General features: G+C 58.1%; 21 protein-coding genes and 3 tRNA genes. 4 read left to right on the top strand and 20 right to left on the bottom strand.

Annotated features, from left to right (window positions below; translation table 11 throughout):
* Nucleotides 1–63 precede the first annotated feature (63 nt).
* Nucleotides 64–912: a carboxylating nicotinate-nucleotide diphosphorylase gene (nadC, locus tag ASG55_RS00365; protein ID WP_056782879.1), complete on the top strand. Its 849-nt coding sequence runs from the start codon at nt 64–66 to the stop codon at nt 910–912.
* A gap of 89 nt (nt 913–1001) precedes the next feature.
* Here nadC and ASG55_RS00360 read toward each other — a convergent pair whose 3' ends face one another.
* On the bottom strand, nt 1002–1301 hold the full coding sequence (locus ASG55_RS00360; protein WP_041477935.1) for a DUF6388 family protein: 300 nt from the start codon (nt 1299–1301) through the stop codon (nt 1002–1004).
* A gap of 354 nt (nt 1302–1655) precedes the next feature.
* On the opposite strand from ASG55_RS00360, the gene ASG55_RS00355 reads away from it, so the two are divergent.
* Entirely contained in the window at nt 1656–1907 is a 252-nt protein-coding gene (locus ASG55_RS00355; RefSeq protein WP_056782877.1) for a type II toxin-antitoxin system HicA family toxin, read from the top strand.
* Complete coding sequence (locus ASG55_RS00350; protein WP_056782875.1) at nt 1904–2245, top strand: type II toxin-antitoxin system HicB family antitoxin; 342 nt, start codon at nt 1904–1906, stop codon at nt 2243–2245. Before ASG55_RS00355 ends, ASG55_RS00350 begins: the two co-directional genes overlap by 4 nt.
* Before the next feature lie 20 nt (nt 2246–2265).
* On the opposite strand, the gene ASG55_RS00345 is transcribed toward ASG55_RS00350, so the two are convergent.
* The 16 genes from ASG55_RS00345 to rlmE form a co-directional block, all read right to left on the bottom strand.
* Nucleotides 2266–2338: transfer RNA gene (locus ASG55_RS00345), tRNA-Thr, on the bottom strand.
* 158 nt (nt 2339–2496) lie between these two features.
* Nucleotides 2497–4602 (bottom strand): polyribonucleotide nucleotidyltransferase, encoded by a 2106-nt coding sequence (gene pnp, locus ASG55_RS00340; protein ID WP_024011572.1) that lies wholly within the window; start codon nt 4600–4602, stop codon nt 2497–2499.
* Between the two features lie 204 nt (nt 4603–4806).
* On the bottom strand, nt 4807–5076 hold the full coding sequence (gene rpsO / locus ASG55_RS00335; RefSeq protein ID WP_016771751.1) for a 30S ribosomal protein S15: 270 nt from the start codon (nt 5074–5076) through the stop codon (nt 4807–4809).
* Between the two features lie 143 nt (nt 5077–5219).
* Nucleotides 5220–6137, bottom strand: coding sequence for a tRNA pseudouridine(55) synthase TruB (gene truB / locus ASG55_RS00330; protein ID WP_024011571.1), 918 nt, complete (start codon nt 6135–6137; stop codon nt 5220–5222).
* Between the two features lie 4 nt (nt 6138–6141).
* On the bottom strand, nt 6142–6543 hold the full coding sequence (rbfA, locus tag ASG55_RS00325; RefSeq protein ID WP_016771753.1) for a 30S ribosome-binding factor RbfA: 402 nt from the start codon (nt 6541–6543) through the stop codon (nt 6142–6144).
* A 159-nt stretch (nt 6544–6702) separates the two neighbouring features.
* The gene (gene infB, locus ASG55_RS00320; protein WP_041477933.1) at nt 6703–9228 is read right to left on the bottom strand and encodes a translation initiation factor IF-2; all 2526 of its coding nucleotides are present in this window, start codon (nt 9226–9228) and stop codon (nt 6703–6705) included.
* A gap of 27 nt (nt 9229–9255) precedes the next feature.
* Nucleotides 9256–10737 (bottom strand): transcription termination factor NusA, encoded by a 1482-nt coding sequence (nusA, locus tag ASG55_RS00315; RefSeq protein WP_024011569.1) that lies wholly within the window; start codon nt 10735–10737, stop codon nt 9256–9258.
* 47 nt (nt 10738–10784) lie between these two features.
* Nucleotides 10785–11243, bottom strand: a complete 459-nt coding sequence (rimP, locus tag ASG55_RS00310) for a ribosome maturation factor RimP (RefSeq protein ID WP_007973115.1) — start codon at nt 11241–11243, stop codon at nt 10785–10787.
* A 139-nt stretch (nt 11244–11382) separates the two neighbouring features.
* Nucleotides 11383–11459: transfer RNA gene (locus ASG55_RS00305), tRNA-Met, on the bottom strand.
* 97 nt (nt 11460–11556) lie between these two features.
* A tRNA-Leu gene (locus ASG55_RS00300) sits at nt 11557–11642 on the bottom strand.
* 22 nt (nt 11643–11664) lie between these two features.
* Entirely contained in the window at nt 11665–12048 is a 384-nt protein-coding gene (secG, locus tag ASG55_RS00295) for a preprotein translocase subunit SecG (RefSeq protein ID WP_016771756.1), read from the bottom strand.
* Between the two features lie 4 nt (nt 12049–12052).
* Nucleotides 12053–12808, bottom strand: coding sequence for a triose-phosphate isomerase (tpiA, locus tag ASG55_RS00290; RefSeq protein WP_056782873.1), 756 nt, complete (start codon nt 12806–12808; stop codon nt 12053–12055).
* A 65-nt stretch (nt 12809–12873) separates the two neighbouring features.
* Nucleotides 12874–14211 (bottom strand): phosphoglucosamine mutase, encoded by a 1338-nt coding sequence (gene glmM, locus ASG55_RS00285; RefSeq protein ID WP_056782871.1) that lies wholly within the window; start codon nt 14209–14211, stop codon nt 12874–12876.
* A 16-nt stretch (nt 14212–14227) separates the two neighbouring features.
* Nucleotides 14228–15079: a dihydropteroate synthase gene (folP, locus tag ASG55_RS00280; protein WP_056782869.1), complete on the bottom strand. Its 852-nt coding sequence runs from the start codon at nt 15077–15079 to the stop codon at nt 14228–14230.
* 8 nt (nt 15080–15087) lie between these two features.
* On the bottom strand, nt 15088–16995 hold the full coding sequence (gene ftsH / locus ASG55_RS00275) for an ATP-dependent zinc metalloprotease FtsH (protein ID WP_056782868.1): 1908 nt from the start codon (nt 16993–16995) through the stop codon (nt 15088–15090).
* 202 nt (nt 16996–17197) lie between these two features.
* Nucleotides 17198–17827 (bottom strand): 23S rRNA (uridine(2552)-2'-O)-methyltransferase RlmE, encoded by a 630-nt coding sequence (gene rlmE, locus ASG55_RS00270; protein ID WP_056782866.1) that lies wholly within the window; start codon nt 17825–17827, stop codon nt 17198–17200.
* A 101-nt stretch (nt 17828–17928) separates the two neighbouring features.
* Between rlmE and ASG55_RS00265 the strand changes: the two genes are divergently transcribed.
* Nucleotides 17929–18237 carry a YhbY family RNA-binding protein gene (locus ASG55_RS00265; protein ID WP_016771761.1) on the top strand — a complete coding sequence of 103 codons (309 nt, stop codon included), beginning with the start codon at nt 17929–17931 and terminating at the stop codon, nt 18235–18237.
* 9 nt (nt 18238–18246) lie between these two features.
* Here the strand turns inward: ASG55_RS00265 and ASG55_RS00260 are convergent, their stop codons facing one another.
* Genes ASG55_RS00260 through carB form a run of 3 tightly spaced genes read right to left on the bottom strand, consistent with a single transcriptional unit; the run spans nt 18247 to nt 22380 of the window.
* Nucleotides 18247–18651, bottom strand: coding sequence for a hypothetical protein (locus ASG55_RS00260; protein ID WP_056782864.1), 405 nt, complete (start codon nt 18649–18651; stop codon nt 18247–18249).
* 28 nt (nt 18652–18679) lie between these two features.
* Nucleotides 18680–19156: a transcription elongation factor GreA gene (gene greA, locus ASG55_RS00255; protein WP_038861135.1), complete on the bottom strand. Its 477-nt coding sequence runs from the start codon at nt 19154–19156 to the stop codon at nt 18680–18682.
* Between the two features lie 2 nt (nt 19157–19158).
* Complete coding sequence (carB, locus tag ASG55_RS00250) at nt 19159–22380, bottom strand: carbamoyl-phosphate synthase large subunit (protein ID WP_016771764.1); 3222 nt, start codon at nt 22378–22380, stop codon at nt 19159–19161.
* Nucleotides 22381–22447: the final 67 nt, after the last annotated feature.

The raw sequence follows: 22447 nt of genomic DNA, 5'->3' as shown, positions 1-22447 counted from the left end.
CTCGCCTTGGGTTGGCTCGCGCCCTGCCCCTATAATCGAACCACTTTGTTTGTGGAGTCCGTTATGCCGAATCTACGTCTCGCCGATCTGACCGCCGAAATCGAAAACAACGTGCGCCGTGCGTTGCTCGAAGACGTCGGCAGCGGCGACATCACCGCGCAACTGATCCCGGCCGAACGCCTGGCCAAAGCCACCATCATCACCCGTGACGACGCCGTCATCTGCGGCACCGCGTGGGTCGATGCGGTGTTTCGCCAGCTCGATCCGCGCGTGGCGGTGCATTGGCAAGTGGTCGACGGCCAGCGGGTCAAAGCCAATCAGCCGCTGTTTCACCTGGAAGGCCCGGCTCGCTCACTGCTGACGGGGGAACGCAGCGCGCTGAACTTCTTGCAGTTGCTGTCCGGCGTAGCGACGCGCGCGCAGTACCTGGCGGACTTCGTCGGCGAGACGCAGGTCAAGTTGCTCGACACGCGCAAAACCTTGCCGGGCTTGCGGATGGCGCAGAAATACGCAGTGACCTGCGGCGGCTGTCACAACCACCGGATCGGTCTCTACGATGCCTTCCTGATCAAGGAAAACCACATCGCCGCCAGTGGTGGCATCGCCGAAGCCGTGGCCGCCGCACACAAGATCGCCCCGGGCAAACCGGTGGAGATTGAAGTGGAAAGTCTTGAGGAGTTGCAGCAAGCGCTGGAAGCCGGCGCCGACATCATCATGCTCGACGAACTGAGCCTGGATGACATGCGCGAAGCGGTACGCCTGACCGCCGGCAAGGCGAAACTGGAAGCCAGCGGCGGCATCAACGAAAGCACGCTGCTGCCGATCGCCGAAACGGGCGTGGATTACATCTCGATTGGCGCGATGACCAAGGATGTCAAAGCGGTGGATCTGTCGATGCGACTGAGTCTCTGAGCTACAAGCTACAAGCTACAAGCTACAAGCTACAAGCTGAGCGATTGTGCTTTTACTTGTAGCTTGCAGCTTAAAACTTGTAGCTGCTTTTAAACGACGAGATTGTTCATCTCGCAGTACTCTTCCCACTCGACACCCAAGACTTCCGCCGCTTCCTTGTGCAGCACGAGGCGCTGCGCCTCGAACTCTTCCGGCGAGCTCGTGTACTTGAGCGTCAGCTCCCACGGCTGCAAGCCCTGCGCTTCGGCTTCGTCTTCGAAGGCCCACTGGATCTGGTCTTTTTGATCATCGGGACTCAGGTCCTTGATCTCATCCTTCAGGTCCGGCACATCCAGAAGGTATTTTTCCAGCGCTTGTTCGTGGCGTTGCTCTTGGGTCAATTCAGTCATGGGGTTCTCGCTGATCTTAGGAATGGAGGATGGATCTGGATCATCAAGGATCTCTCTGACGCAGGAAGCCATTGGAAGCTCGGTTTTTCCTGGCCTTCAGGACCATTCGTGGATCATATGAAAACAACGGTGCTTGCTTGTCTGGTACGAAGGAATCCTAACAGAGACGCAAGCCAGTGCAACCGGGGGAATGAAATGAAGGGTGGTATGCGCTTGGTTACAGTTTCCGGTTTCCATGCGCGAAATTCACTGCGTATAAATCCTCGCCATCGCCTTTGAGGTCAAGGCGAACGAAACCTTCACATTGACCGCCCAAAAACAGGCAACTATATTCAGTTGCAATCATAGGCCAGCATGTCAAAGACTGAAAAACTTCTCGCCAAACTTGTCAACGGCCAAAGCGCATTCACATGGTCCGAGCTTGTCACTCTGTTGGCGCGTCTTGGTTACTCTCAGCTGGAAGGATCCGGTAGCAGGATCAAATTCGACAACGGGAATCCGAGCGCAATGATCAACCTGCACAAGCCACATCCCGGAAATGAAATCAAAACATACGCAAGACGCCAGATTATCGAGCAACTGAAAACAGGAGGCCTGATTCCATGAGTTCCCAGCTGCACTACAAAGGCTATGTTGGCTCTATCGAGGCGAGCACGGAAGATAAGTGCCTGTTCGGAAAACTCCTTTTCATCAGGGCGCTGGTTAATTATGAAGGACAAACGGTGGCTGAACTGGAAGCAGCCTTTCGCGAGGCGGTAGATGACTATTTACAAACCTGTCAGCAGCTCGGGCAGAAGCCTGAAATCCCATGCAAAGGATCGTTCAATGTTCGCATAGGTCACGATCTGCATTTAGCAGCGGCTCTGGCGGCAACCCGTCAAAATGTGTCGTTGAATGATCTGACACGTCAAGCACTGAACGAATACCTCCAACACCACGCATAAAACCGAAGGCGAAAATTTTTTGCCCGAGACAGGAATCGAACCTGCGACCTTCGCGTTACGAGTGCGCTGCTCTACCGGCTGAGCTACACGGGCGGTGGGCTAAACCTAGCACCGGTCTCGAGCTGCGGCAAACTTGTGGGTTGTCTGATGGTTTTCTTTTGAGAACTACAATTTCTTTATTTCAGATAAAAAAATACCCCCGCCGTTTGCACGGCGGGGGCATCTTCATTGCGCTAAAGCGTTGGGGGTGATTAAACGCCCGAAGCCTTGGCAGCTGCCACGTCTTTGATGGACAGCTTGATACGGCCGCGGTTGTCCACGTCCAGTACCAGCACTTCCACTTCCTGGCCTTCTTTCAGGATGTCGGTCACTTTCTCAACGCGAGCGTCGCTCAGCATCGAGATGTGCACCAGACCGTCCTTGCCCGGCAGGATGTTGACGAATGCGCCGAAGTCGACGATGCGCTCAACCTTGCCGACGTAGATCTTGCCGATCTCGGCTTCTGCCGTGATGCTCAGAACGCGCTGACGAGCAGCTTCTGCGGCATCTTTGGTTTCGCCGAAGATCTTGATCGAACCGTCGTCTTCGATGTCGATCGAAGCCTTGGTTTCTTCGCAGATCGCACGGATGGTCGCGCCACCTTTACCGATAACGTCACGGATCTTGTCGGTGTCGATCTTCATCGCGATCATGGTCGGAGCGTTGGCCGACAGCTCGGTACGCGACTGGCCAATGATCTGGTTCATCTGGCCGAGGATGTTCAGGCGCGCTTCGAGGGCCTGGCCCAGAGCGATTTCCATGATCTCTTCGGTGATGCCCTTGATCTTGATGTCCATCTGCAGCGCAGTAACGCCTTTGGCGGTACCGGCTACCTTGAAGTCCATGTCGCCCAGGTGATCTTCGTCGCCGAGGATGTCGGTCAGGACGGCGAACTTCTCGCCTTCTTTAACCAGACCCATGGCGATACCGGCTACCGGTGCCTTCATCGGTACACCAGCGTCCATCAGTGCCAGGGAAGCACCGCACACGGAAGCCATCGAGCTCGAACCGTTGGATTCGGTGATTTCCGATACCACGCGGATGGTGTACGGGAACACGTCAGCGGCTGGCAGCATGGCCGAAACCGAACGACGGGCCAGACGGCCGTGACCGATTTCGCGACGACCGGCGCCACCCATGCGACCACACTCGCCTACCGAGAACGGCGGGAAGTTGTAGTGCAGCATGAACGGGTCTTTCTTTTCGCCTTCCAGGGTGTCCAGCAGTTGCGCGTCACGGGCGGTGCCCAGTGTTGCAACAACCAGTGCCTGGGTCTCGCCACGGGTGAACAGAGCCGAACCGTGAGTCTTCGGCAGGACGCCGACTTCGATGTTCAGCGGACGTACAGTCTTGGTGTCGCGACCGTCGATACGTGGCTTGCCGTTAACGATGTTTTCGCGAACGGTGCGGTATTCGATTTCGCCGAAGGCTGCTTTGACTTCAGCAGCGCTTGGCTGGCCTTCCTCACCGGACAGCTTGGCGACCACTTGGTCCTTCAGCTCACCCAGGCGAGCGTAACGGTCGGCCTTGATGGTGATGGTGTAAGCCTGGGAGATCGCTTCGCCGAACTCGGCACGGATAGCGCCCAGCAGTTCGGTGGCTTCTGGCGCAGGAGCCCAGTTCCAGGTTGGCTTGGCGGCTTCGGCAGCCAGTTCCTTCACAGCGTTGATCACAACCTGGAATTCGTCGTGAGCGAACAGTACCGCGCCCAGCATCTGGTCTTCGGTCAGCTCTTTGGCTTCCGATTCAACCATCAGCACGGCGTCGGAAGTACCGGCAACGACCATGTCCAGGCTCGAAGCGGCCTGCTGCTCGTAAGTCGGGTTCAGCAGGTAGCCGGTGCTTTCGTGGAAAGCCACGCGAGCGGCGCCGATCGGGCCGTCGAATGGAATGCCGGAGATGGCCAGGGCAGCCGAGGTACCGATCATCGCAGCGATGTCCGGATCGGTCTTCTTGCTGGTGGAAACGACGGTGCAGACAACCTGCACTTCGTTCATGAAGCCTTCTGGGAACAGCGGACGGATCGGACGGTCGATCAGTCGGGAAGTCAGGGTTTCTTTCTCGGAAGGACGGCCTTCACGCTTGAAGAAACCGCCAGGGATCTTACCGGCGGCGTAAGTCTTTTCCTGGTAGTGCACGGACAGAGGGAAGAAACCCTTGCCCGGATCGGCTTGCTTTGCACCGACAACAGTCACCAACACGCTGACGTCGTCGTCAACGGTGACCAATACTGCGCCGGAGGCCTGACGGGCGATACGGCCTGTCTCGAGGGTAACGGTCGATTGACCGAACTGGAATTTTTTGATTACCGGGTTCACGGTGTCCTACCTTCTTTGTGGCTCTTGGGGGAAACGGTTTCTTGCGAATTCTTGGGCAATCTCGGGAATCGGCCCGATGGCAATTGTCCGGGTGCTACAGGTAAAGCCATGCTGCAGATAAAACTTGAGGCTGGGAGCCTGCAAGACGCCAGCGGAAAACCGCTGACGCCCGACAGACCACCAACCTCATAGCGCAATCGCTGATTAGCGACGCAGACCCAGGCGAGCGATCAGCGCGGCGTACCGGCTTACGTCCTTGCCTTTCAGGTAGTCCAGCAGCTTGCGACGCTGGTTAACCATGCGGATCAGACCACGACGGGAGTGGTGATCTTTACCGTTGGCCTTGAAGTGACCTTGCAGTTTGTTGATGTTGGCGGTCAGCAGTGCAACCTGCACTTCTGGCGAACCAGTGTCACCAACAGCTTGCTGGTAGTCAGCAACGATTTGAGCTTTTTCTTGAACGTCGAGAGCCATGAGGCAATCCTTCCTTATCAGGAAACTGTTTCAGGGAAACAGCTTCAACAGGCCAGGGACAAATCCCTGTATCTATAAATGAGTAGTGACCATGCCTGTTAACAGCCACACTCGCCGGCCCGCTTAACGCAGACCGGTTCCGGTCATTCTGACCGAATCAAGCGACGCGGCGCGATGCGCCCGTCTTCGCTCACTTCACCGATACCGATGAAGCGACCATTGTGATCCTGTACTCGTACCATGCCGAACTTCGGTGCATCCGGGGCACGTACCGGCTGGCCGTTGAGCCAGTAGAACGCACTCGCTTCCGAGAAATGCAGCAGCGGCCAATCCTGCAGGCCGCTGTCCGATGGCATCAGGAAGCGATCGACCGCTTCGTTGCCGCCTTCGGCATGTACCGCTTCCAGCTCTTCGAGGGTCACGGTCTGCGCCAGGGTGAAAGGCCCGGCCTGGGTCCGACGCAATTCTGCGACGTACGCACCACAACCGAGTTGCTCACCGATATCCTCCACCAGGGTGCGAATATAGGTGCCCTTGCTGCAGTCCACCGCAAGCCGCGCAGTATCGCCTTCGAAGGCCAGCAATTCCAAGCGCGCAATAGTAACAGAACGCGGTTCGCGCTCCACTACTTCGCCTGCACGTGCCAGTTTGTACAGCGGCTGGCCATCACGCTTGAGTGCCGAGTACATCGGCGGTATCTGACTGATTTGCCCACGAAATTTCGGCAGAACCGCCTCGACATCGGCGCGACCAACGGTCACCGGACGCTCCTGCAAAACCTCACCTTCGGCATCGGCCGTGGTGGTGGTCTTGCCCAGTTGCGCCAGGGTCTCATAGCCCTTGTCGGAATCGAGCAGGTATTGCGAGAACTTGGTCGCCTCGCCGAAGCACAGCGGCAACACGCCGGTGGCCAACGGGTCAAGGCTGCCGGTGTGTCCGGCCTTCTCGGCATTGAGCAGCCAGCGCACTTTCTGCAAGGCAGCGTTGGAGGTGAACCCCAACGGCTTGTCGAGCAGAATGATGCCGCTGACGTTACGACGGATACGTTTGACCTGAGCCACCGAATTACTCCTTGGTGTCTTCAGGTGCTGGAGCGGCAACGTGCTGATTGTCTTCAGCGACGGCGCGCTCAATCAGCGCCGACAGGTGCGCGCCACGCACGACGGATTCGTCGTAGTGGAAGTGCAGTTGCGGCACGCTGCGCAGCTTCATTTCGCGGGCCAATTGCATGCGCAGGAAGCCTGCGGCGGCATTGAGCACCTTGATGCTTTGCGCGATGTCTTCAGCGTTGTCCTGCCCCATCACGGTGATGAAAATCTTCGCGTGACCGACGTCACGGGACACTTCCACAGCGGTGATGGTGACCAGGCCGACGCGCGGGTCTTTGACTTCGCGACGGATCAGTTGCGCCAGCTCGCGCTGCATCTGATCGCCGATACGTTGGGTACGGCTGTATTCTTTTGCCATGATTTGTTACCTGTTACTGCCCAGCGGTGAAACCCGCAAGGTCTGAAAGCGGCAAACGCCCGGCCTGACAAAAGCCAGACCGGGCGTTGCGTTTAGAGTCCGGACGCTGTGCCGTGCATTTGCATGCGACGGCCCATCGTGGCCCTTGAAGTGCGCGAGTCAGAGGCTGCGAGCAACCTGAACCTTCTCGAAGACTTCGATCTTGTCGCCGACTTTGACGTCGTTGTAGCTCTTCACGCCGATACCGCATTCCATGCCGGCACGTACTTCGGAAGCGTCATCCTTGAAGCGGCGCAGGGATTCCAGCTCGCCTTCGAAGATAACGATGTCTTCACGCAGTACACGGATCGGACGGTTACGGTGCACCACACCTTCGATCACCATGCAACCGGCGATCGCGCCAAACTTCGGCGAACGGAACACGTCACGCACTTCGGCCACACCCAGGATGTTCTCGCGAACATCGCTGCCGAGCATGCCGGTCAGGGCTTTCTTGACGTCTTCGATGATGTCGTAGATCACGTTGTAGTAACGCATATCCAGACCTTCCTGCTCGACGATCTTGCGAGCGCCGGCATCGGCACGCACGTTGAAGCCGAACAGTACAGCGTTGGAAGCCAGTGCCAGGTTGGCGTCGGATTCGGTGATACCACCGACACCGCCACCCACGACGCGCACTTGTACTTCGTCGTTGCCCAGGCCATTCAAGGCACCGTTCAACGCTTCCAGCGAACCACGGACGTCGGATTTGAGGACGATGTTGAGCGTCTTCTTCTCGGCCTGACCCATGTTTTCGAAGATGTTTTCCAGCTTGCCGGCGTGAGCGCGAGCCAGTTTGACTTCGCGGAACTTGCCTTGACGGAACAGAGCCACTTCACGGGCTTTCTTCTCGTCGGCAACCACGCTCATCTCGTCGCCAGCGTCCGGGGTACCGTCCAGGCCGAGGATCTCGACAGGGATGGATGGACCGGCTTCCTTGATCGGCTTGCCGTTCTCGTCGAGCATGGCACGTACACGGCCGTAGTTCGAACCGACCAGGACCATGTCGCCTTGACGCAGCGTACCGTCCTGAACCAGCACGGTTGCCACCGGGCCACGACCCTTGTCGAGACGCGATTCAACCACCACACCACGGCCAGGAGCCGACGGTGTAGCTTTCAGTTCGAGAACTTCGGCCTGCAGCAGAACGGCTTCAAGCAGCTCGTCCACGCCAGTACCCATCTTCGCCGAAACCGGAACGAATGGTGTGTCGCCACCCCAGTCTTCGGAAGTCACGCCGTGAACCGACAGTTCGCTGCGGATGCGATCGAGATCAGCGCCCGGCTTGTCGATCTTGTTCACTGCTACCACCAGCGGCACGCCAGCTGCCTGAGCATGCTGAACCGCTTCGATGGTTTGCGGCATCACGCCGTCGTCCGCTGCAACCACGAGGATCACGATGTCGGTCGCCTTGGCACCACGGGCACGCATTGCGGTAAACGCAGCGTGACCCGGGGTGTCGAGGAAAGTGACCATGCCGCGATCAGTCTCAACGTGGTATGCACCGATGTGCTGGGTGATACCGCCGGCTTCGCCAGCAGCTACCTTGGCACGACGGATGTAGTCGAGCAGGGAAGTCTTACCGTGGTCAACGTGGCCCATTACGGTCACGACTGGTGCACGGGAGAACGACTCACCTTCAAACTTCAGGGACTCGGCCAGGGAATCTTCCAGAGCGGTGTCGCTGACCAGGGTCACTTTGTGGCCCAGTTCTTCGGCTACCAGTTGAGCAGTTTCCTGATCAAGCACCTGGTTGATGGTCGCTGGGGTACCCAGTTTGAACATGAACTTGATGATTTCAGCCGCTTTGACCGACATCTGATTGGCCAGATCGCCAACCGTGATGGTCTCGCCGATCTGCACATCACGCACGACAGGGCCGGTAGGGCTCTGGAAACCGTGGGCGTTGCGCTTCTTCAGCTTGGCCTTGCCGCGACCACCACGACGGAAGCCATCGCTTTCTTCGTCGGTAGTGCGTGGCGCCACACGTGGTGCCGGGGCTTTTTCTTTGACCGATGCGCGATGCGGAGCGTTTTTGCGCTCGCCATCACCGCCACCGCTGCGACGATTGTTATCGTCGGCACGTGGCTTGTCCGGACGGCGCTGTTCGTTCTGCTTGTTGCGAACGTCAGCCGATGGAGCAGGAGCAGCAGCCACCGGTGCGCTTTCGCGAACAGGTTCGGCAGCAGCCGGTGCCGCAACGGCGTCGCTGGCAGCGGTTTGCGCAGCAGCAGGCTGGCGACGCGCTTCTTCTTCGGCGCGCTGCTTGGCTTCTTCTTCAGCCTTCTGACGGGCAGCATTTTCTACTGCGCGACGCTCATCCAGTTCACGCTTGCGCTCGGCTTCGATTTCTTCCGGGCTGCGCTGTACGAAAACTTTCTTCTTGCGAACTTCAACGCTGATGCTCTTGCTACCAGCCACACGCAGGGTGCTGGTGGTTTTACGCTGCAGCGTGATCTTGCGTGGTTCTTCCACTTTCGCCTTGTGACTGCTCTTCAAGTGAGTCAGCAGGGATTGCTTCTCACTGTCAGTCACATTTTCGTCGGCGGCGGTGTGCGGCAGACCTGCCTCACGCATCTGCTGCAACAGGCGCTCTACCGGTGTTTTGACCTCATCGGCCAGTTGTTTCACCGTGACTTGCGTCATGCACTTCTCTCCTCAGGCCGCGCCTAATTACTCGAACCAGTGGGCTCGGGCGGCCATGATCAACTTGCCGGCACGATCATCGTCAATGCCGTCGATGTCGAGCAGGTCGTCAATAGACTGCTCGGCCAGGTCTTCGCGGGTAATTACGCCGCGCACCGCCAGTTCCATCGCCAAATCCTTGTCCATACCCTCAAGCGAGAGCAGGTCTTCGGCCGGATGGGCGTCTGCCAGCTTTTCCTCAGTAGCGATGGCTTTGGTCAACAAGCGATCCTTGGCGCGAGCACGAAGCTCGTTGACGATGTCCTCGTCAAAGCCGTCGATGTTGAGCATTTCCTCCACCGGTACGTAGGCAATCTCTTCCAGGCTGGTGAAGCCTTCATCTACCAGCACCTGAGCCAGTTCTTCGTCGACTTCCAGCTCGTCGATGAAGTTGCGCAGGATGTCGCCGGTTTCTGCTTGCTGCTTAGCCTGGATGTCCGATTCGGTCATCACGTTCAGGGTCCAGCCAGTCAACTGGCTGGCCAGACGCACGTTCTGACCACCGCGACCGATGGCCTGAGCCAGATTGTCTGCGCCAACGGCGATGTCCATGGCATGGGCATCTTCGTCAACGATAATTGCCGCAACCTCGGCCGGGGACATGGCGTTGATCACGAACTGGGCCGGGTTGTCGTCCCACAGCACGATATCAACACGCTCACCGCCCAACTCACCCGATACCGCCTGAACGCGCGAACCGCGCATACCGATGCAGGCACCTTGCGGGTCGATGCGCTTGTCCTTGGAACGGACGGCGATCTTGGCACGCGAACCCGGATCACGGGAGGCTGCCATGACCTCGATGAGGCCTTCGGCGATTTCCGGCACTTCGATACGGAACAGCTCGATCAGCATTTCCGGCGCGGTACGCGACAGGATCAGCTGCGGGCCGCGGTTCTCGGTGCGGATTTCCTTGAGCAGCGCACGCAGACGCACGCCGACACGGAAGGTTTCGCGAGAAATGATGTCTTCACGGGCCAGCAATGCTTCAGCATTGTTGCCCAGATCGACGATCACGTTGTCGCGGGTAACTTTTTTCACGGTGCCGGAGATGATTTCTCCCAGGCGCTCGCGATAGGCGTCGACCACTTGAGCGCGCTCGGCTTCGCGAACTTTCTGCACGATGACCTGCTTGGCAGTCTGTGCAGCGATGCGGCCGAACTCGATGGATTCGATTTTCTCTTCGACGACGTCACCGACCTTGGCACCAGGATGCGTTTCGGCAACCTTGCTTGGCCAGGTCTCGATGGCCGGATCGTCGAGATCATTCTCTTCGACGACCGTCCAGCGACGGAAGGTTTCGTAAGAACCGGTGTGGCGGTTGATTTCCACACGCAGGTCCACTTCGTCTTCAAAACGCTTTTTGGTAGCAGTGGCCAGAGCCAGCTCCAGCGCTTCAAAAATTACGCTTGCCGGTACACCCTTTTCATTGGATACCGACTCAACAACCAGCAGTACTTCTTTGCTCATCGTACGCCTCGCCTTTCGCAAGCCATTGGATCCGCGGGATCCGCGTCTCAGTCAAAACTGGGAATAATGTTGGCCTTGTCGATCATATCGATCGGCAACAGGAACTCGTGGTCTTCTACCTGCACCACGACGTCCTGCTCTTCTACACCGCGCAGAAGGCCCTGAAAGTTGCGTCGTCCTTCGAAAGGCGAGCGCAGCTTGATCTTCACTTGTTCACCGGCAAATTTGGCAAACTGCTCAAGAGTGAACAGCGGGCGCTCCATGCCAGGCGAGGAAACTTCAAGGGTGTATTCAACGGAGATCGGATCTTCAACATCCAGAACGCCGCTGATCTGACGGCTGACAATGGCGCAATCGTCCACCAGCACGCCACCCTCTTTATCGATATAAACGCGCAACATCGAGTGACGACCCTGAGCCGAAAACTCGATACCCCAGCATTCATAGCCCAGGGCCACGACCACCGGGGCCAGCAAGGCCTGCAACTCTTCTAGCTTGCTCGACACCTGAACCCCCTAGTGCATGATATGTGCATGCTTTGCAAAATAAAAAAATGGGCATAACGCCCATCCTTGAAACGCCGTCGAACAGCGGCGTTGAAAGTATCCAGCTAACAAAAAGCCCCTTAAAAGGGGCTCCTTAAACTGGTTGCGGGGGCCGGATTTGAACCGACGACCTTCGGGTTATGAGCCCGACGAGCTACCAGACTGCTCCACCCCGCGACAAAGCTGGGGCGGAAGTATACGACCGATCCCTTTTAGGGTCAATGTAACCTTCCACCTGCAAGAAAGCCCGCAACAGCGGGCTCTCCTGACTAATTGGTACCGAGAAGGGGACTCGAACCCCTACACCCTATGGGCACAACCACCTCAAGGTTGCGTGTCTACCAATTCCACCACCTCGGCAATACTACGTTTGAAACCCTTCTTACTTCTGCTCTTGAGCTGGAGGCACGTCAGTCGCTGGAGTAGCCGACTTTTGCTCTTGAAGCACCGGGACATCATCAGAAGCCGGTTGTTGCTTAGGTACTTCCAACACTGCTGGATCTGGAAGACCTGCTTGAGTCAGCTGATGAGCTTTCTCTTTAGCAAAGTAACCTAACCCCAAGCTGGTTATGAAGAAACCGGCGGCAAGTATAGCAGTAAACTTACTAAGAAAGGTAGAGGAACCTTGGCTTCCGAACACAGTATTTGAAGCACCTGCTCCGAAAGACGCGCCAGCGTCCGCACCCTTACCCTGCTGCAGCAAAACCAGAGCAACTACGCCCAATGCACCCAGCAGATGAAAAACGACTACGACTGTTTCCAGCATTTTTTCAGTTTCCCGCGGCGCGACAAATCGCACCGAACTCATCTGCATTCAGGGAAGCTCCACCAATGAGCCCCCCATCGATATCCGGCATGCCGAACAGTTCGACCGCATTGGCCGCCTTCACGCTGCCGCCGTATAGAAGCCGCACACCTCGTGCGACTTCAGAATTCTCTGCCGCCAACTGCTCGCGAATGGCCTTATGCACATCCTGAGCCTGTTGCGGCGTTGCAGTCAGCCCGGTACCAATGGCCCAGACCGGCTCGTATGCAATCACTGCCTTGGCAAAGGCACCGACACCCAGCTCCTCGATGATGCTGCCCAGCTGACGCCCGACAACTTCAAGAGTTTTTCCGGCTTCGCGCTGCTCGAGGGTTTCCCCTACACACAACACCGGAGTCAAGCCACATGCCTGTGCCGCTGCGAACTTGCGATTCAGCATCCCGTCTCGCTCGCCCATAATCTGGCGGCGTTCGGAGTGCCCGACAAGCACCAGGGAACAACCTGCATCCACCAGTTGGCTGGGAGCAATCTCACCAGTCAACGCACCTTGCATGGCTTCCACCGCAGAATTCTGCGCGCCGACCGAAATCGACTTGCCTTTCAAGCCATCAATCACTTGATTGATATACAAGCAAGGCGGGAACACCGCGACATCAACACCGCTAGGCAAGGCCAGATGACGGAGGCCGTTGATCAGCTCAGCGACGCTGGCGCGGGTACCGTGCATCTTCCAGTTACCAGCTACCATAGGGCGACGCATGCTGTACCTCGTCGGTCAAAGTGGGCGCAGATGTTACCCAACACAATCATGGCTTGCAAGCCGTATCAGGCAGAAACTTCGGTTACCAGTTTTGCCAGCTCTTCGGCATAGCCGCGAACCTGGTTTTCGTCCTCGCCTTCGACCATTACGCGCACCAGAGGCTCTGTGCCGGACTTGCGCAGAAGCACGCGACCGCGCCCCGCCATCGCCTGAGTTACACGGGCACTGGCTTCCTTGACAGCCGGATGCTCCAGCGGGCTTTCACCGCCGCCAAAGCGAACGTTGATCAGCACCTGAGGGCACTTGCGCAACGCCTGACGCGTTTGCGCCAGACCTTCGTTGCGGGATTTCAGAGCCATCAACACCTGCAGAGCCGCGATGATCGCATCGCCCGTGGTGGTATGGTTGAAGCAGACCACATGCCCGGAGTTTTCCCCACCAACGAGCCAGTTGCGCTCTTGCAGTTCGGCAATCACGTAGCGGTCACCGACATTGGCGCGAACGAACGGGATCGACAGATCCGCAAGGGCCAGTTCGAGACCAAGATTGCTCATCAACGTACCGACGACGCCACCCTGCAACTTGCCACGCTCATGCAGATCGCGGGCAATGATAAACAGCAGGTCGTCACCATCAACAATGGCGCCGGTGTGATCGACCATCAATACCCGATCGCCATCACCGTCGAAGGCGATACCCAGGTCCGCATGCTCAACCAGAACGGCGGCCTGCAACGGCCCCATATGCGTGGAACCGCAGTTATCGTTGATGTTCAACCCATTCGGCTGGGCAGATAGCACGACAACTTCAGCACCCAGCTCACGGAAGACGCTCGGTGCAACCTTGTAAGTCGCACCATGCGCGCAGTCGATGACGATCTTCAGGCCGGCGAAATTGGAGCCAGTAGGAACGCTGCTTTTGCAGAACTCGATGTAGCGACCCGATGCGTCATTGATTCGCGACACCTTGCCGATCTTGCTCGACTCGACGACGGTCATCGGCGTGTCGAGCAATTCTTCGATCATCAACTCCAACTCATCCGGCAGCTTGGTGCCTTTACCGGAGAAGAACTTGATGCCGTTGTCATCATGCGGGTTGTGCGAGGCACTTATCACGATACCGGCTTCAGCCTGGAACGTACGCGACAGATAAGCGATGGCAGGCGTCGGCATCGGGCCGAGCAGCATCACATCGGCGCCCGCCGAGGTCAGCCCGGCCTCGAGTGCCGATTCGAACATATAACCGGAGATCCGCGTGTCCTTGCCGACCAGCACCTTGCAGGCCCCCATCTTGCGGAAAGCCATACCAGCCGCCCAGCCGAGCTTGAGCATGAAGTCAGGCGTGATCGGGTATTCACCAACGCGACCGCGAATGCCGTCGGTACCAAAATATTTCTTGCTCATAAGTGCTCCATCATTCTTATTCGGCTGATTCAACGGCCGCGATCATTCGCACAACATCGACGGTTTCCGCCACATCGTGGACGCGCAATATACGTGCGCCTTTAACTGACGCCAGCGCCGCCAGCGCCAGTCCGCCGTGCAGGCGCTCGCCCACGGGACGGTTCAACGCGTGGCCAATCATACTCTTGCGCGAAACACCTACCAGCAATGGCCGCCCCAGCGCATGCAAAGCCTCCATGTGTTTGAACAAGCTTAGATTGTGCTGCAAGGTCTTGGCGAAGCCGAAGCCGGGATCAAGAATGATCCGCTCGGCGGGAATACCCGCCTGGGCGCACTGATCCATGCGCTCGGCGAGAAACTCGCCGACCTCGCGAGTAACATCCTGATACTGCGGATTATCCTGCATATCGCCCGGTTCGCCGAGCATGTGCATGAGGCAGACCGGCAATCCGGTAGCCGCCGCCGCATCCAGCGCGCCATCGCGACGCAACGAACGCACATCGTTGATCAGGCCGGCACCGAGCCGTGCGGTTTCGCGCATGACTGCCGGGGTGGAAGTATCGACCGAGATGATGACATCCAACTCGCGATTGATCAGCTCGACAATCGGCGCGACGCGCTCAAGTTCCTCCAGAGGAGAGACCGCTCGCGCACCCGGCCGGGTCGACTCGCCGCCGACATCAATCAGCGTCGCGCCAGCCAGCACCATGGCTTCGGCATGGCGCAGCGCCGCATCGAGCTGGCTGTAGCGGCCGCCGTCGGAAAAGGAATCAGGAGTGACATTGAGAATGCCCATGACATGCGTCTGGGCCAAATCAAGAACCCGGTTGCCACAAGGCAACCGGGTCAGGGACTGTACAGAAGTCATTTCAAGCCTTAAACGTCAGCAGCCGGACCGCCAATCGATTTTTCCGGACGCTCATCCTGCACGACAGGCGGCGGAGGCGTACCGGTGCCACCCGACCAGTCGCGAGGTTCGCGAGGTGTGCGGCCGGCCATGATGTCGTCAATCTGCTCGGCATCGATGGTTTCGTACTTCATCAGCGCATCAGCCATGGCATCCAGCTTGTCACGGTTATCCGTGAGGATCTGCTTGGCGGTGCCGTAGCACTGATCAATGATGCTGCGCACTTCGGAGTCGATCAGTTTGGCTGTCTCACCGGAGAAGCTGGCAGCCTGACCACCACCGCCACGACCGAGGAACACTTCACCCTCTTCTTCGGCATACATCAGCGGACCGAGTTTTTCCGACAACCCCCATTTCGTCACCATGTTCCGGGCAATCTGACTTGCACGCATGATGTCGTTGGAGGCCCCGGTAGTCACACCATCGAAGCCCAGGGTCATTTCTTCAGCGATACGGCCACCGTACAACGAGCAGATCTGGCTGATCAGCGCACGTTTGGACAGGCTGTAGCGATCTTCTTCCGGCAGGAACATGGTCACACCCAGCGCACGACCGCGCGGAATGATAGACACCTTGTAGACCGGATCATGCTCGGGAACAACGCGACCGACAATGGCATGGCCAGCTTCGTGGTAGGCCGTGTTCTGCTTTTCTTTCTCGGACATGACCATGGATTTGCGCTCGGCACCCATCATGATCTTGTCTTTCGCCAGTTCGAACTCTTTCATCTCGACGATACGCTTGCCGCTACGGGCAGCGAACAGCGACGCTTCGTTGACCAGGTTGGCCAGGTCAGCACCGGAGAAACCAGGAGTACCACGCGCGATCACTGCCGGAGCAACGTCGTCGCCCATTGGCACTTTGCGCATGTGCACTTTCAGAATCTGCTCGCGACCACGAATGTCTGGCAAGCCAACCACCACCTGACGGTCGAAACGGCCCGGACGCAGCAGCGCAGGGTCGAGCACGTCCGGACGGTTGGTCGCAGCAATCACGATGATGCCGTCATTCATTTCGAAGCCGTCCATCTCTACCAGCAACTGGTTGAGAGTCTGCTCACGTTCGTCGTGACCGCCACCCATGCCGGCGCCACGATGGCGACCTACGGCATCAATTTCGTCGATGAAGATGATGCAAGGGGCGTGCTTCTTGGCCTGCTCGAACATGTCGCGGACGCGGCTGGCACCGACACCGACGAACATTTCGACAAAGTCGGAACCGGAAATGGTGAAGAACGGCACTTTCGCTTCGCCGGCAATTGCCTTGGCCAGCAAGGTTTTACCGGTACCCGGTGGGCCGACCATCAATACGCCGCGCGGAATACGACCGCCCAGACGCTGGAATTTGCCCGGATCACGCAGAAACTCAACCAGCTCGCCGACTTCTTCCTTGGCTTCGTCGCAACCGGCAACGTCAGCCAAAGTGGTTTTCACCTGATCTTCAGAGAGCAGGCGTGCCTTGCTCTTGCCGAAGCTCATCGGCCCGCCCTTGCCACCGGCACCACCCTGCATCTGGCGCATGAAGAACATGAACACCGCGATGATCACCAGGATCGGGAAGCTGGCTACCAGAAGCTGGGTCCAGATGCTTTGCTGTTCAGGCTGCTTGCCTTCAACCACAACGTGATTGTCGACCAGATCGCCGATCAGGCCATTGTCCTGAATTGCCGGACGAATGGTCTTGAAGCTGTCGCCATCGGTGCGCTTGCCGGTAATCACATAGCCGTCAACGGCTACGCGCTCGACCTTGCCATCCTTGACCTGCTGGATGAAGTCGGAATAGTTGAGGGTCTGCGGCTCGTTAGGGCTGGAGAAGTTGTTCATCACCGTCACCAGGACTGCCGCGATGATCAACCACAGGATCAGATTCTTTGCCATATCGTTCAATTAACTACCCTCTGAAGCAAGCTCCGCTACTGGCGCGCGCTTCGCATGATATTCACCGGCCTAACTTACTACATTACCTACAACTCTGGCAGGCGCCGTCTGTAACCCTTTGTGAAACACTTTCTACACAATATTCGCTTATGCCTGCAGAGCGAAATATGAAAAACCTATCGCCCCGCCGAAAAACCTCGTTTCAGGCATCACCACCGCGATAACCCCAGGCCAGCATGTACTGCTCTCGGGAGCTGCCACGGGAAGAGTCTGGCTTGATCATCTGGATCTTGTCGAATTTCTTCCGAGCATCCTTCAGATAAACGTCGAACCCTTCGCCCTGGAAAATCTTGATGACGAAATTGCCACCGGGCTTGAGGATCCGTTCCGCCAGGTCCAGCGCCAGCTCGCACAGGAACATGGCCTTGGGCATATCCACTTCGGGCGTACCACTCATATTGGGGGCCATATCGGAAATCACAAGGTCCACCTGCGAATTACCCACAGCCTCAAGGATTTGAGCCAGCACCGAGTCCTCAGTGAAGTCACCTTGAATGAAGGTCACGTCCGGAATGCCGTCCATTTCAAGAATGTCCGAAGCGATCAGACGCCCCTGGCCACCGATCAGCCGACTGGTCACCTGCGACCAGCCACCCGGCGCCGCGCCGAGGTCGACCACGCTCATGCCCGGGCGGATCAATTTGTATTTTTCCTGGATCTCCAGCAGCTTGTAACTTGCACGCGAGCGGTAGCCATCCTTCTGCGCCTGCTTCACATAAGGATCGTTGACATGTCTTTTCAGCCAACCAAGGCTTGTCTTGGAACGCGCCATTGGGCACCTCGATGATTAGGGTCGTGATTAGTTGGGCGGATCCACGAACCCTCGGGTAAAATGGCCGCCATTTTACAGAATCCAGACGAAAGGGTCAGATTATGCCGCTCACTCCAGAGCAGAAGAAACAGTACAAATCCATCGGCCACCACCTCAAACCAGTGTTGACGGTAGCGGACAACGGTTTGACTGAAGGTGTTTTAGCCGAACTTGAACGCGCCTTGGCCGATCACGAGCTGATCAAGATCAAGCTCAATATCCTCGATCGCGAGTCGCGCCTGGCGCACATCGCCGAGCTGTGCAAGGTCGGCAAAGCGGACCTGGTTCAGGTCATCGGCAAGATGGCTCTGGTCTACCGCAAGAACTTCAGCGCCAACAAGCAGCTGTCGAACGTTCATCGCTTCAAGTGATGCGCAGGGTCAAGGGTGTGCTTCGCGCACCCTGCCACCCCATCCCGGCACCGGCTGCATGACCAGCACCAGCCCGGAAAATCCCAGCACCAGATAACTGAATACCTGCCAGCGCTGCGCATCCGGCCAGCCGACACGCACAGCGACATACATCGCGCACGCGTACAACGCCATCAACAGCACCTGCCCGCGAAAATCCCGCCATAGACTGGCAAGGCCCTCGGCCTGTACCAGCACCAAAGCCTGAAAGATCACGCACAGAGCGGCGAACCCCACCACCAGCACTTCGAATGCACTGGCGACTTCGTCGATCAACAGCGGCGCCAAGCCGATCTGGCCCAGCGCCGGCTGCAAACCGACATGAATCAACCATAGCCCACCGACCCAAAGCATCTGGGTCAGTTGCCAAAGCATGGCGCCCGCATGCAGCGGGCGCCTTCTTTCAGATGTGACGAACTTCGACAATCTCGTACTCGATCACGCCGCTTGGCGTTTTGACGGCGACAACGTCACCCTCTTCCTTGCCAATCAAGGCGCGGGCCAGCGGCGAACCGACGGAGATCTTGCCGAGTTTGAAGTCAGCCTCATCCTCACCCACGATGTGGTAAGTGACGCTTTCATCAGTCTCGACGTTGGCGATCTCGACGGTGGTACCGAAAATCACTTTGCCGGTGTGAGGAATGGTCGTGACATCGATGATGACCTGATTCTGAATCCGGCCTTCGATATCACGAATACGCGCTTCGACCATGCCTTGCTGTTCGCGGGCAGCATGGTATTCAGCGTTTTCCTTCAAGTCACCCAACTCGCGGGCCGTACCGATGTCCTGGCTGAGCTTCGGACGGACGACCTTGGTCAGGTGAGCATGCTCCTCTTCCAGGGCGCGAGCGCCCTGAACAGTCATTGGGTACTTGGTTATGCTCATGCCTTCAATCCTGCGTGTAGATCCTGCAAGCGGCGCACGGTCTTTTCCGGACCGAACTTCAGCGCTTCGCAGATCGCTTCGCCCGCAGCAATAGTGGTGGTGCAGTAGATCTTGTGCTGCAGGGCGTTGCGACGAATGGAGTACGAATCGGCGATCGACTGACGACCCTCGGTGGTGTTGATGATCAGCGTGACTTCGTCATTCTTGATCATGTCGACCACGTGCGGACGACCCTCGGTCACCTTGTTCACGCGGCGCACTTTCAGGCCTGCGGCTTCGATCAGCTTGGCAGTGCCGGCAGTGGCGACCACTTCGAAGCCCAAGTTGATCAGATCACGGGCCACGCCTGCAACCAGTGGCTTGTCGTCATCGCGCACGCTGATGAATGCGGTACCGCCGGTCGGCAGCACTTCACTGGCGCCCATCTGCGCTTTGGCGAATGCTTCGCCGAAGGTGTCGCCGACGCCCATCACTTCACCGGTCGACTTCATCTCTGGGCCGAGGATCGGGTCAACGCCAGGGAACTTGGCGAACGGGAACACCGCCTCTTTCACGCTGTAGAAGTTCGGGATGATTTCTTTGGTGAAGCCGATTTCCTTCAGGGTCTTACCGGCCATCACGCGCGCAGCGATCATGGCCAGGGAAACACCGATGCACTTGGAAACGAACGGCACGGTACGCGAGGCGCGCGGGTTGACTTCGATGACGTAGATGTCTTCGCCCTGCAAAGCCAATTGCACGTTCATCAGGCCGACAACGCCCAGCTCCAGGGCCATTTTCTTGACCTGTTCGCGCATCTCGTCCTGGATGTGCGCTGGCAGCGAGTACGGCGGCAGCGAGCAAGCGGAGTCACCGGAGTGAACGCCCGCCTGTTCGATGTGCTGCATGATCGCGCCGATCACTACATCTTTGCCGTCGCAGACCGCATCCACGTCCATTTCGATGGCGCAGTTGAGGAAGTGGTCGAGCAGCACCGGGCTGTCGTTGGACACTTGCACCGCGTCACGCAGATAGCGCTTGAGTTCGTCTTCCTTGTATACGATTTCCATCGCACGGCCGCCCAGCACGTAGGACGGGCGCACCACCAGCGGATAACCGATCTTCGCCGCAGCACGAACGGCTTCGTCTTCGCTGCGCACAGTGGCGTTTGGCGGCTGACGCAGGTTCAGACGCTCGACCATTTGCTGGAAGCGCTCACGGTCTTCGGCGCGGTCGATGGCGTCAGGGCTGGTGCCGATGATCGGCACGCCAGCAGCTTCCAGTGCGCGAGCCAGTTTCAGCGGAGTCTGGCCGCCGTACTGGACGATCACGCCTTTCGGCTTCTCGACGCGGCAGATTTCCAGTACGTCTTCCAGGGTTACCGGCTCGAAGTACAGACGGTCGGAAGTGTCGTAGTCGGTGGATACGGTTTCCGGGTTGCAGTTGACCATGATGGTTTCGTAGCCGTCTTCGCGCAGGGCGAGAGCAGCGTGAACGCAGCAGTAGTCGAACTCGATGCCCTGGCCGATACGGTTCGGACCGCCGCCCAGAATCATGATCTTGTCGCGACCCGACGGCGCGGCCTCGCACTCTTCCTCGTAGGTCGAGTACAGGTAAGCGGTGTCGGTAGCGAACTCGGCGGCGCAGGTGTCAACGCGCTTGTAGACCGGGAACACTTCCAGCTTCTGACGATGCGTACGCAGGTTTTTCTCGGTGACGCCCAGCAGTTTCGCCAGACGCTGATCGGAGAAGCCTTTGCGCTTGAGCTTGAACATCAGGTCGCGGTCGATCGAGGACAGACCGAGGGTCTTGACCTTCTCTTCGTCCTTGATCAGGTCTTCGATCTGCACCAGGAACCACGGGTCGATCATATTCATGCCGAAGATGTCTTCGACCGACAGACCGGCGCGGAAGGCGTCAGCCACGTACCAGATACGCTCGGCGCCCGGCACGGTCAGTTCGCGCTTGAGCACGCTCATGCTGTCCGGGTTGCTCAGATCGAGCTTCTCGTCCAGACCGCAAACGCCGACTTCCAGACCGCGCAGGGCTTTCTGCAGGGATTCCTGGAAGGTCCGGCCGATGGCCATGACTTCACCGACCGACTTCATTTGCGTGGTCAGGCGCGCGTCAGCCTTGGCGAATTTCTCGAAGGCGAAGCGTGGCAGCTTGGTAACGACGTAGTCGATCGACGGTTCGAAGGACGCCGGGGTCTTGCCGCCGGTGATGTCGTTCGACAGCTCATCAAGGGTGTAGCCCACAGCCAGTTTGGCCGCGACCTTGGCGATCGGGAAACCGGTGGCTTTCGAAGCCAGTGCCGAGGAACGCGAAACACGCGGGTTCATTTCGATCACGACCATACGGCCAGTGTTCGGGCAGATACCGAATTGAACGTTGGAACCACCGGTCTCGACGCCGATCTCGCGCAGTACCGCCAGCGAGGCGTTACGCAGGATCTGGTATTCCTTGTCGGTCAGCGTCTGGGCTGGAGCTACGGTGATCGAGTCGCCGGTGTGCACGCCCATCGGGTCGAAGTTTTCGATCGAGCAGACGATGATGCAGTTGTCCTTTTTGTCGCGGACAACTTCCATTTCATATTCTTTCCAGCCGATCAGCGATTCGTCGATCAGCAGCTCTTTGGTCGGCGACAGGTCCAGACCACGGGCGCAGATTTCTTCGAACTCTTCACGGTTGTAAGCGATACCACCACCGGTGCCGCCCATGGTGAAGGACGGACGGATGATGCACGGGAAACCGAGGGTTTCGAGGACCGCGTTGGCTTCTTCCATGCTGTGGGCGATGCCGGAACGCGGGCACGCCAGGCCGATGGATTTCATCGCCTTGTCGAAACGCGAACGGTCTTCAGCCTTGTCGATGGTGTCGGCGTTGGCACCGATCATCTCTACGCCGAACTTCTCGAGAACGCCTTCGCGCTCCAGGTCCAGAGCGCAGTTCAGAGCGGTCTGGCCACCCATGGTTGGCAGTACGGCGTCCGGACGCTCTTTTTCGATGATCTTGGCCACGGTCTGCCACTTGATCGGTTCGATGTAGGTGGCGTCGGCCATGTCCGGGTCGGTCATGATGGTGGCCGGGTTGGAGTTCACCAGGATGACGCGGTAACCCTCTTCGCGCAGGGCTTTGCAGGCCTGGGCGCCGGAGTAGTCGAATTCGCAGGCCTGGCCGATCACGATCGGGCCAGCGCCGAGAATCAGGATGCTTTTAATGTCTGTACGTTTTGGCATGGTTTGTCACTCAAATCCGCAGGTCAGTCGGCAAGCCGTCTTGATCGATTTCTGAAGTCCCGAGGGG

The organism is Pseudomonas sp. Leaf434 (assembly GCF_001425545.1).
In the GTDB taxonomy this organism is placed as follows: domain Bacteria; phylum Pseudomonadota; class Gammaproteobacteria; order Pseudomonadales; family Pseudomonadaceae; genus Aquipseudomonas; species Aquipseudomonas siliginis.
The sequence above is the reverse complement of the archived record's forward strand: the minus strand, read 5'-3'. Positions and strand labels throughout refer to the sequence as shown.

Excerpts from the sequence above, each read along its gene's own strand:
- nadC (WP_056782879.1), top strand. The coding sequence starts at position 64 with ATGCCGAATCTACGTCTCGCCGATCTGACCGCCGAAATCGAAAACAAC.
- ASG55_RS00360 (WP_041477935.1), bottom strand. The coding sequence starts at position 1,301 with ATGACTGAATTGACCCAAGAGCAACGCCACGAACAAGCGCTGGAAAAA.
- ASG55_RS00355 (WP_056782877.1), top strand. The coding sequence starts at position 1,656 with ATGTCAAAGACTGAAAAACTTCTCGCCAAACTTGTCAACGGCCAAAGC.
- ASG55_RS00350 (WP_056782875.1), top strand. The coding sequence starts at position 1,904 with ATGAGTTCCCAGCTGCACTACAAAGGCTATGTTGGCTCTATCGAGGCG.
- rpsO (WP_016771751.1), bottom strand. The coding sequence starts at position 5,076 with ATGGCTCTCGACGTTCAAGAAAAAGCTCAAATCGTTGCTGACTACCAG.
- rbfA (WP_016771753.1), bottom strand. The coding sequence starts at position 6,543 with ATGGCAAAAGAATACAGCCGTACCCAACGTATCGGCGATCAGATGCAG.
- infB (WP_041477933.1), bottom strand. The coding sequence starts at position 9,228 with ATGACGCAAGTCACGGTGAAACAACTGGCCGATGAGGTCAAAACACCG.
- nusA (WP_024011569.1), bottom strand. The coding sequence starts at position 10,737 with ATGAGCAAAGAAGTACTGCTGGTTGTTGAGTCGGTATCCAATGAAAAG.
- secG (WP_016771756.1), bottom strand. The coding sequence starts at position 12,048 with ATGCTGGAAACAGTCGTAGTCGTTTTTCATCTGCTGGGTGCATTGGGC.
- tpiA (WP_056782873.1), bottom strand. The coding sequence starts at position 12,808 with ATGCGTCGCCCTATGGTAGCTGGTAACTGGAAGATGCACGGTACCCGC.
- glmM (WP_056782871.1), bottom strand. The coding sequence starts at position 14,211 with ATGAGCAAGAAATATTTTGGTACCGACGGCATTCGCGGTCGCGTTGGT.
- folP (WP_056782869.1), bottom strand. The coding sequence starts at position 15,079 with ATGACTTCTGTACAGTCCCTGACCCGGTTGCCTTGTGGCAACCGGGTT.
- ftsH (WP_056782868.1), bottom strand. The coding sequence starts at position 16,995 with ATGGCAAAGAATCTGATCCTGTGGTTGATCATCGCGGCAGTCCTGGTG.
- rlmE (WP_056782866.1), bottom strand. The coding sequence starts at position 17,827 with ATGGCGCGTTCCAAGACAAGCCTTGGTTGGCTGAAAAGACATGTCAAC.
- ASG55_RS00265 (WP_016771761.1), top strand. The coding sequence starts at position 17,929 with ATGCCGCTCACTCCAGAGCAGAAGAAACAGTACAAATCCATCGGCCAC.
- ASG55_RS00260 (WP_056782864.1), bottom strand. The coding sequence starts at position 18,651 with ATGCTTTGGCAACTGACCCAGATGCTTTGGGTCGGTGGGCTATGGTTG.
- carB (WP_016771764.1), bottom strand. The coding sequence starts at position 22,380 with ATGCCAAAACGTACAGACATTAAAAGCATCCTGATTCTCGGCGCTGGC.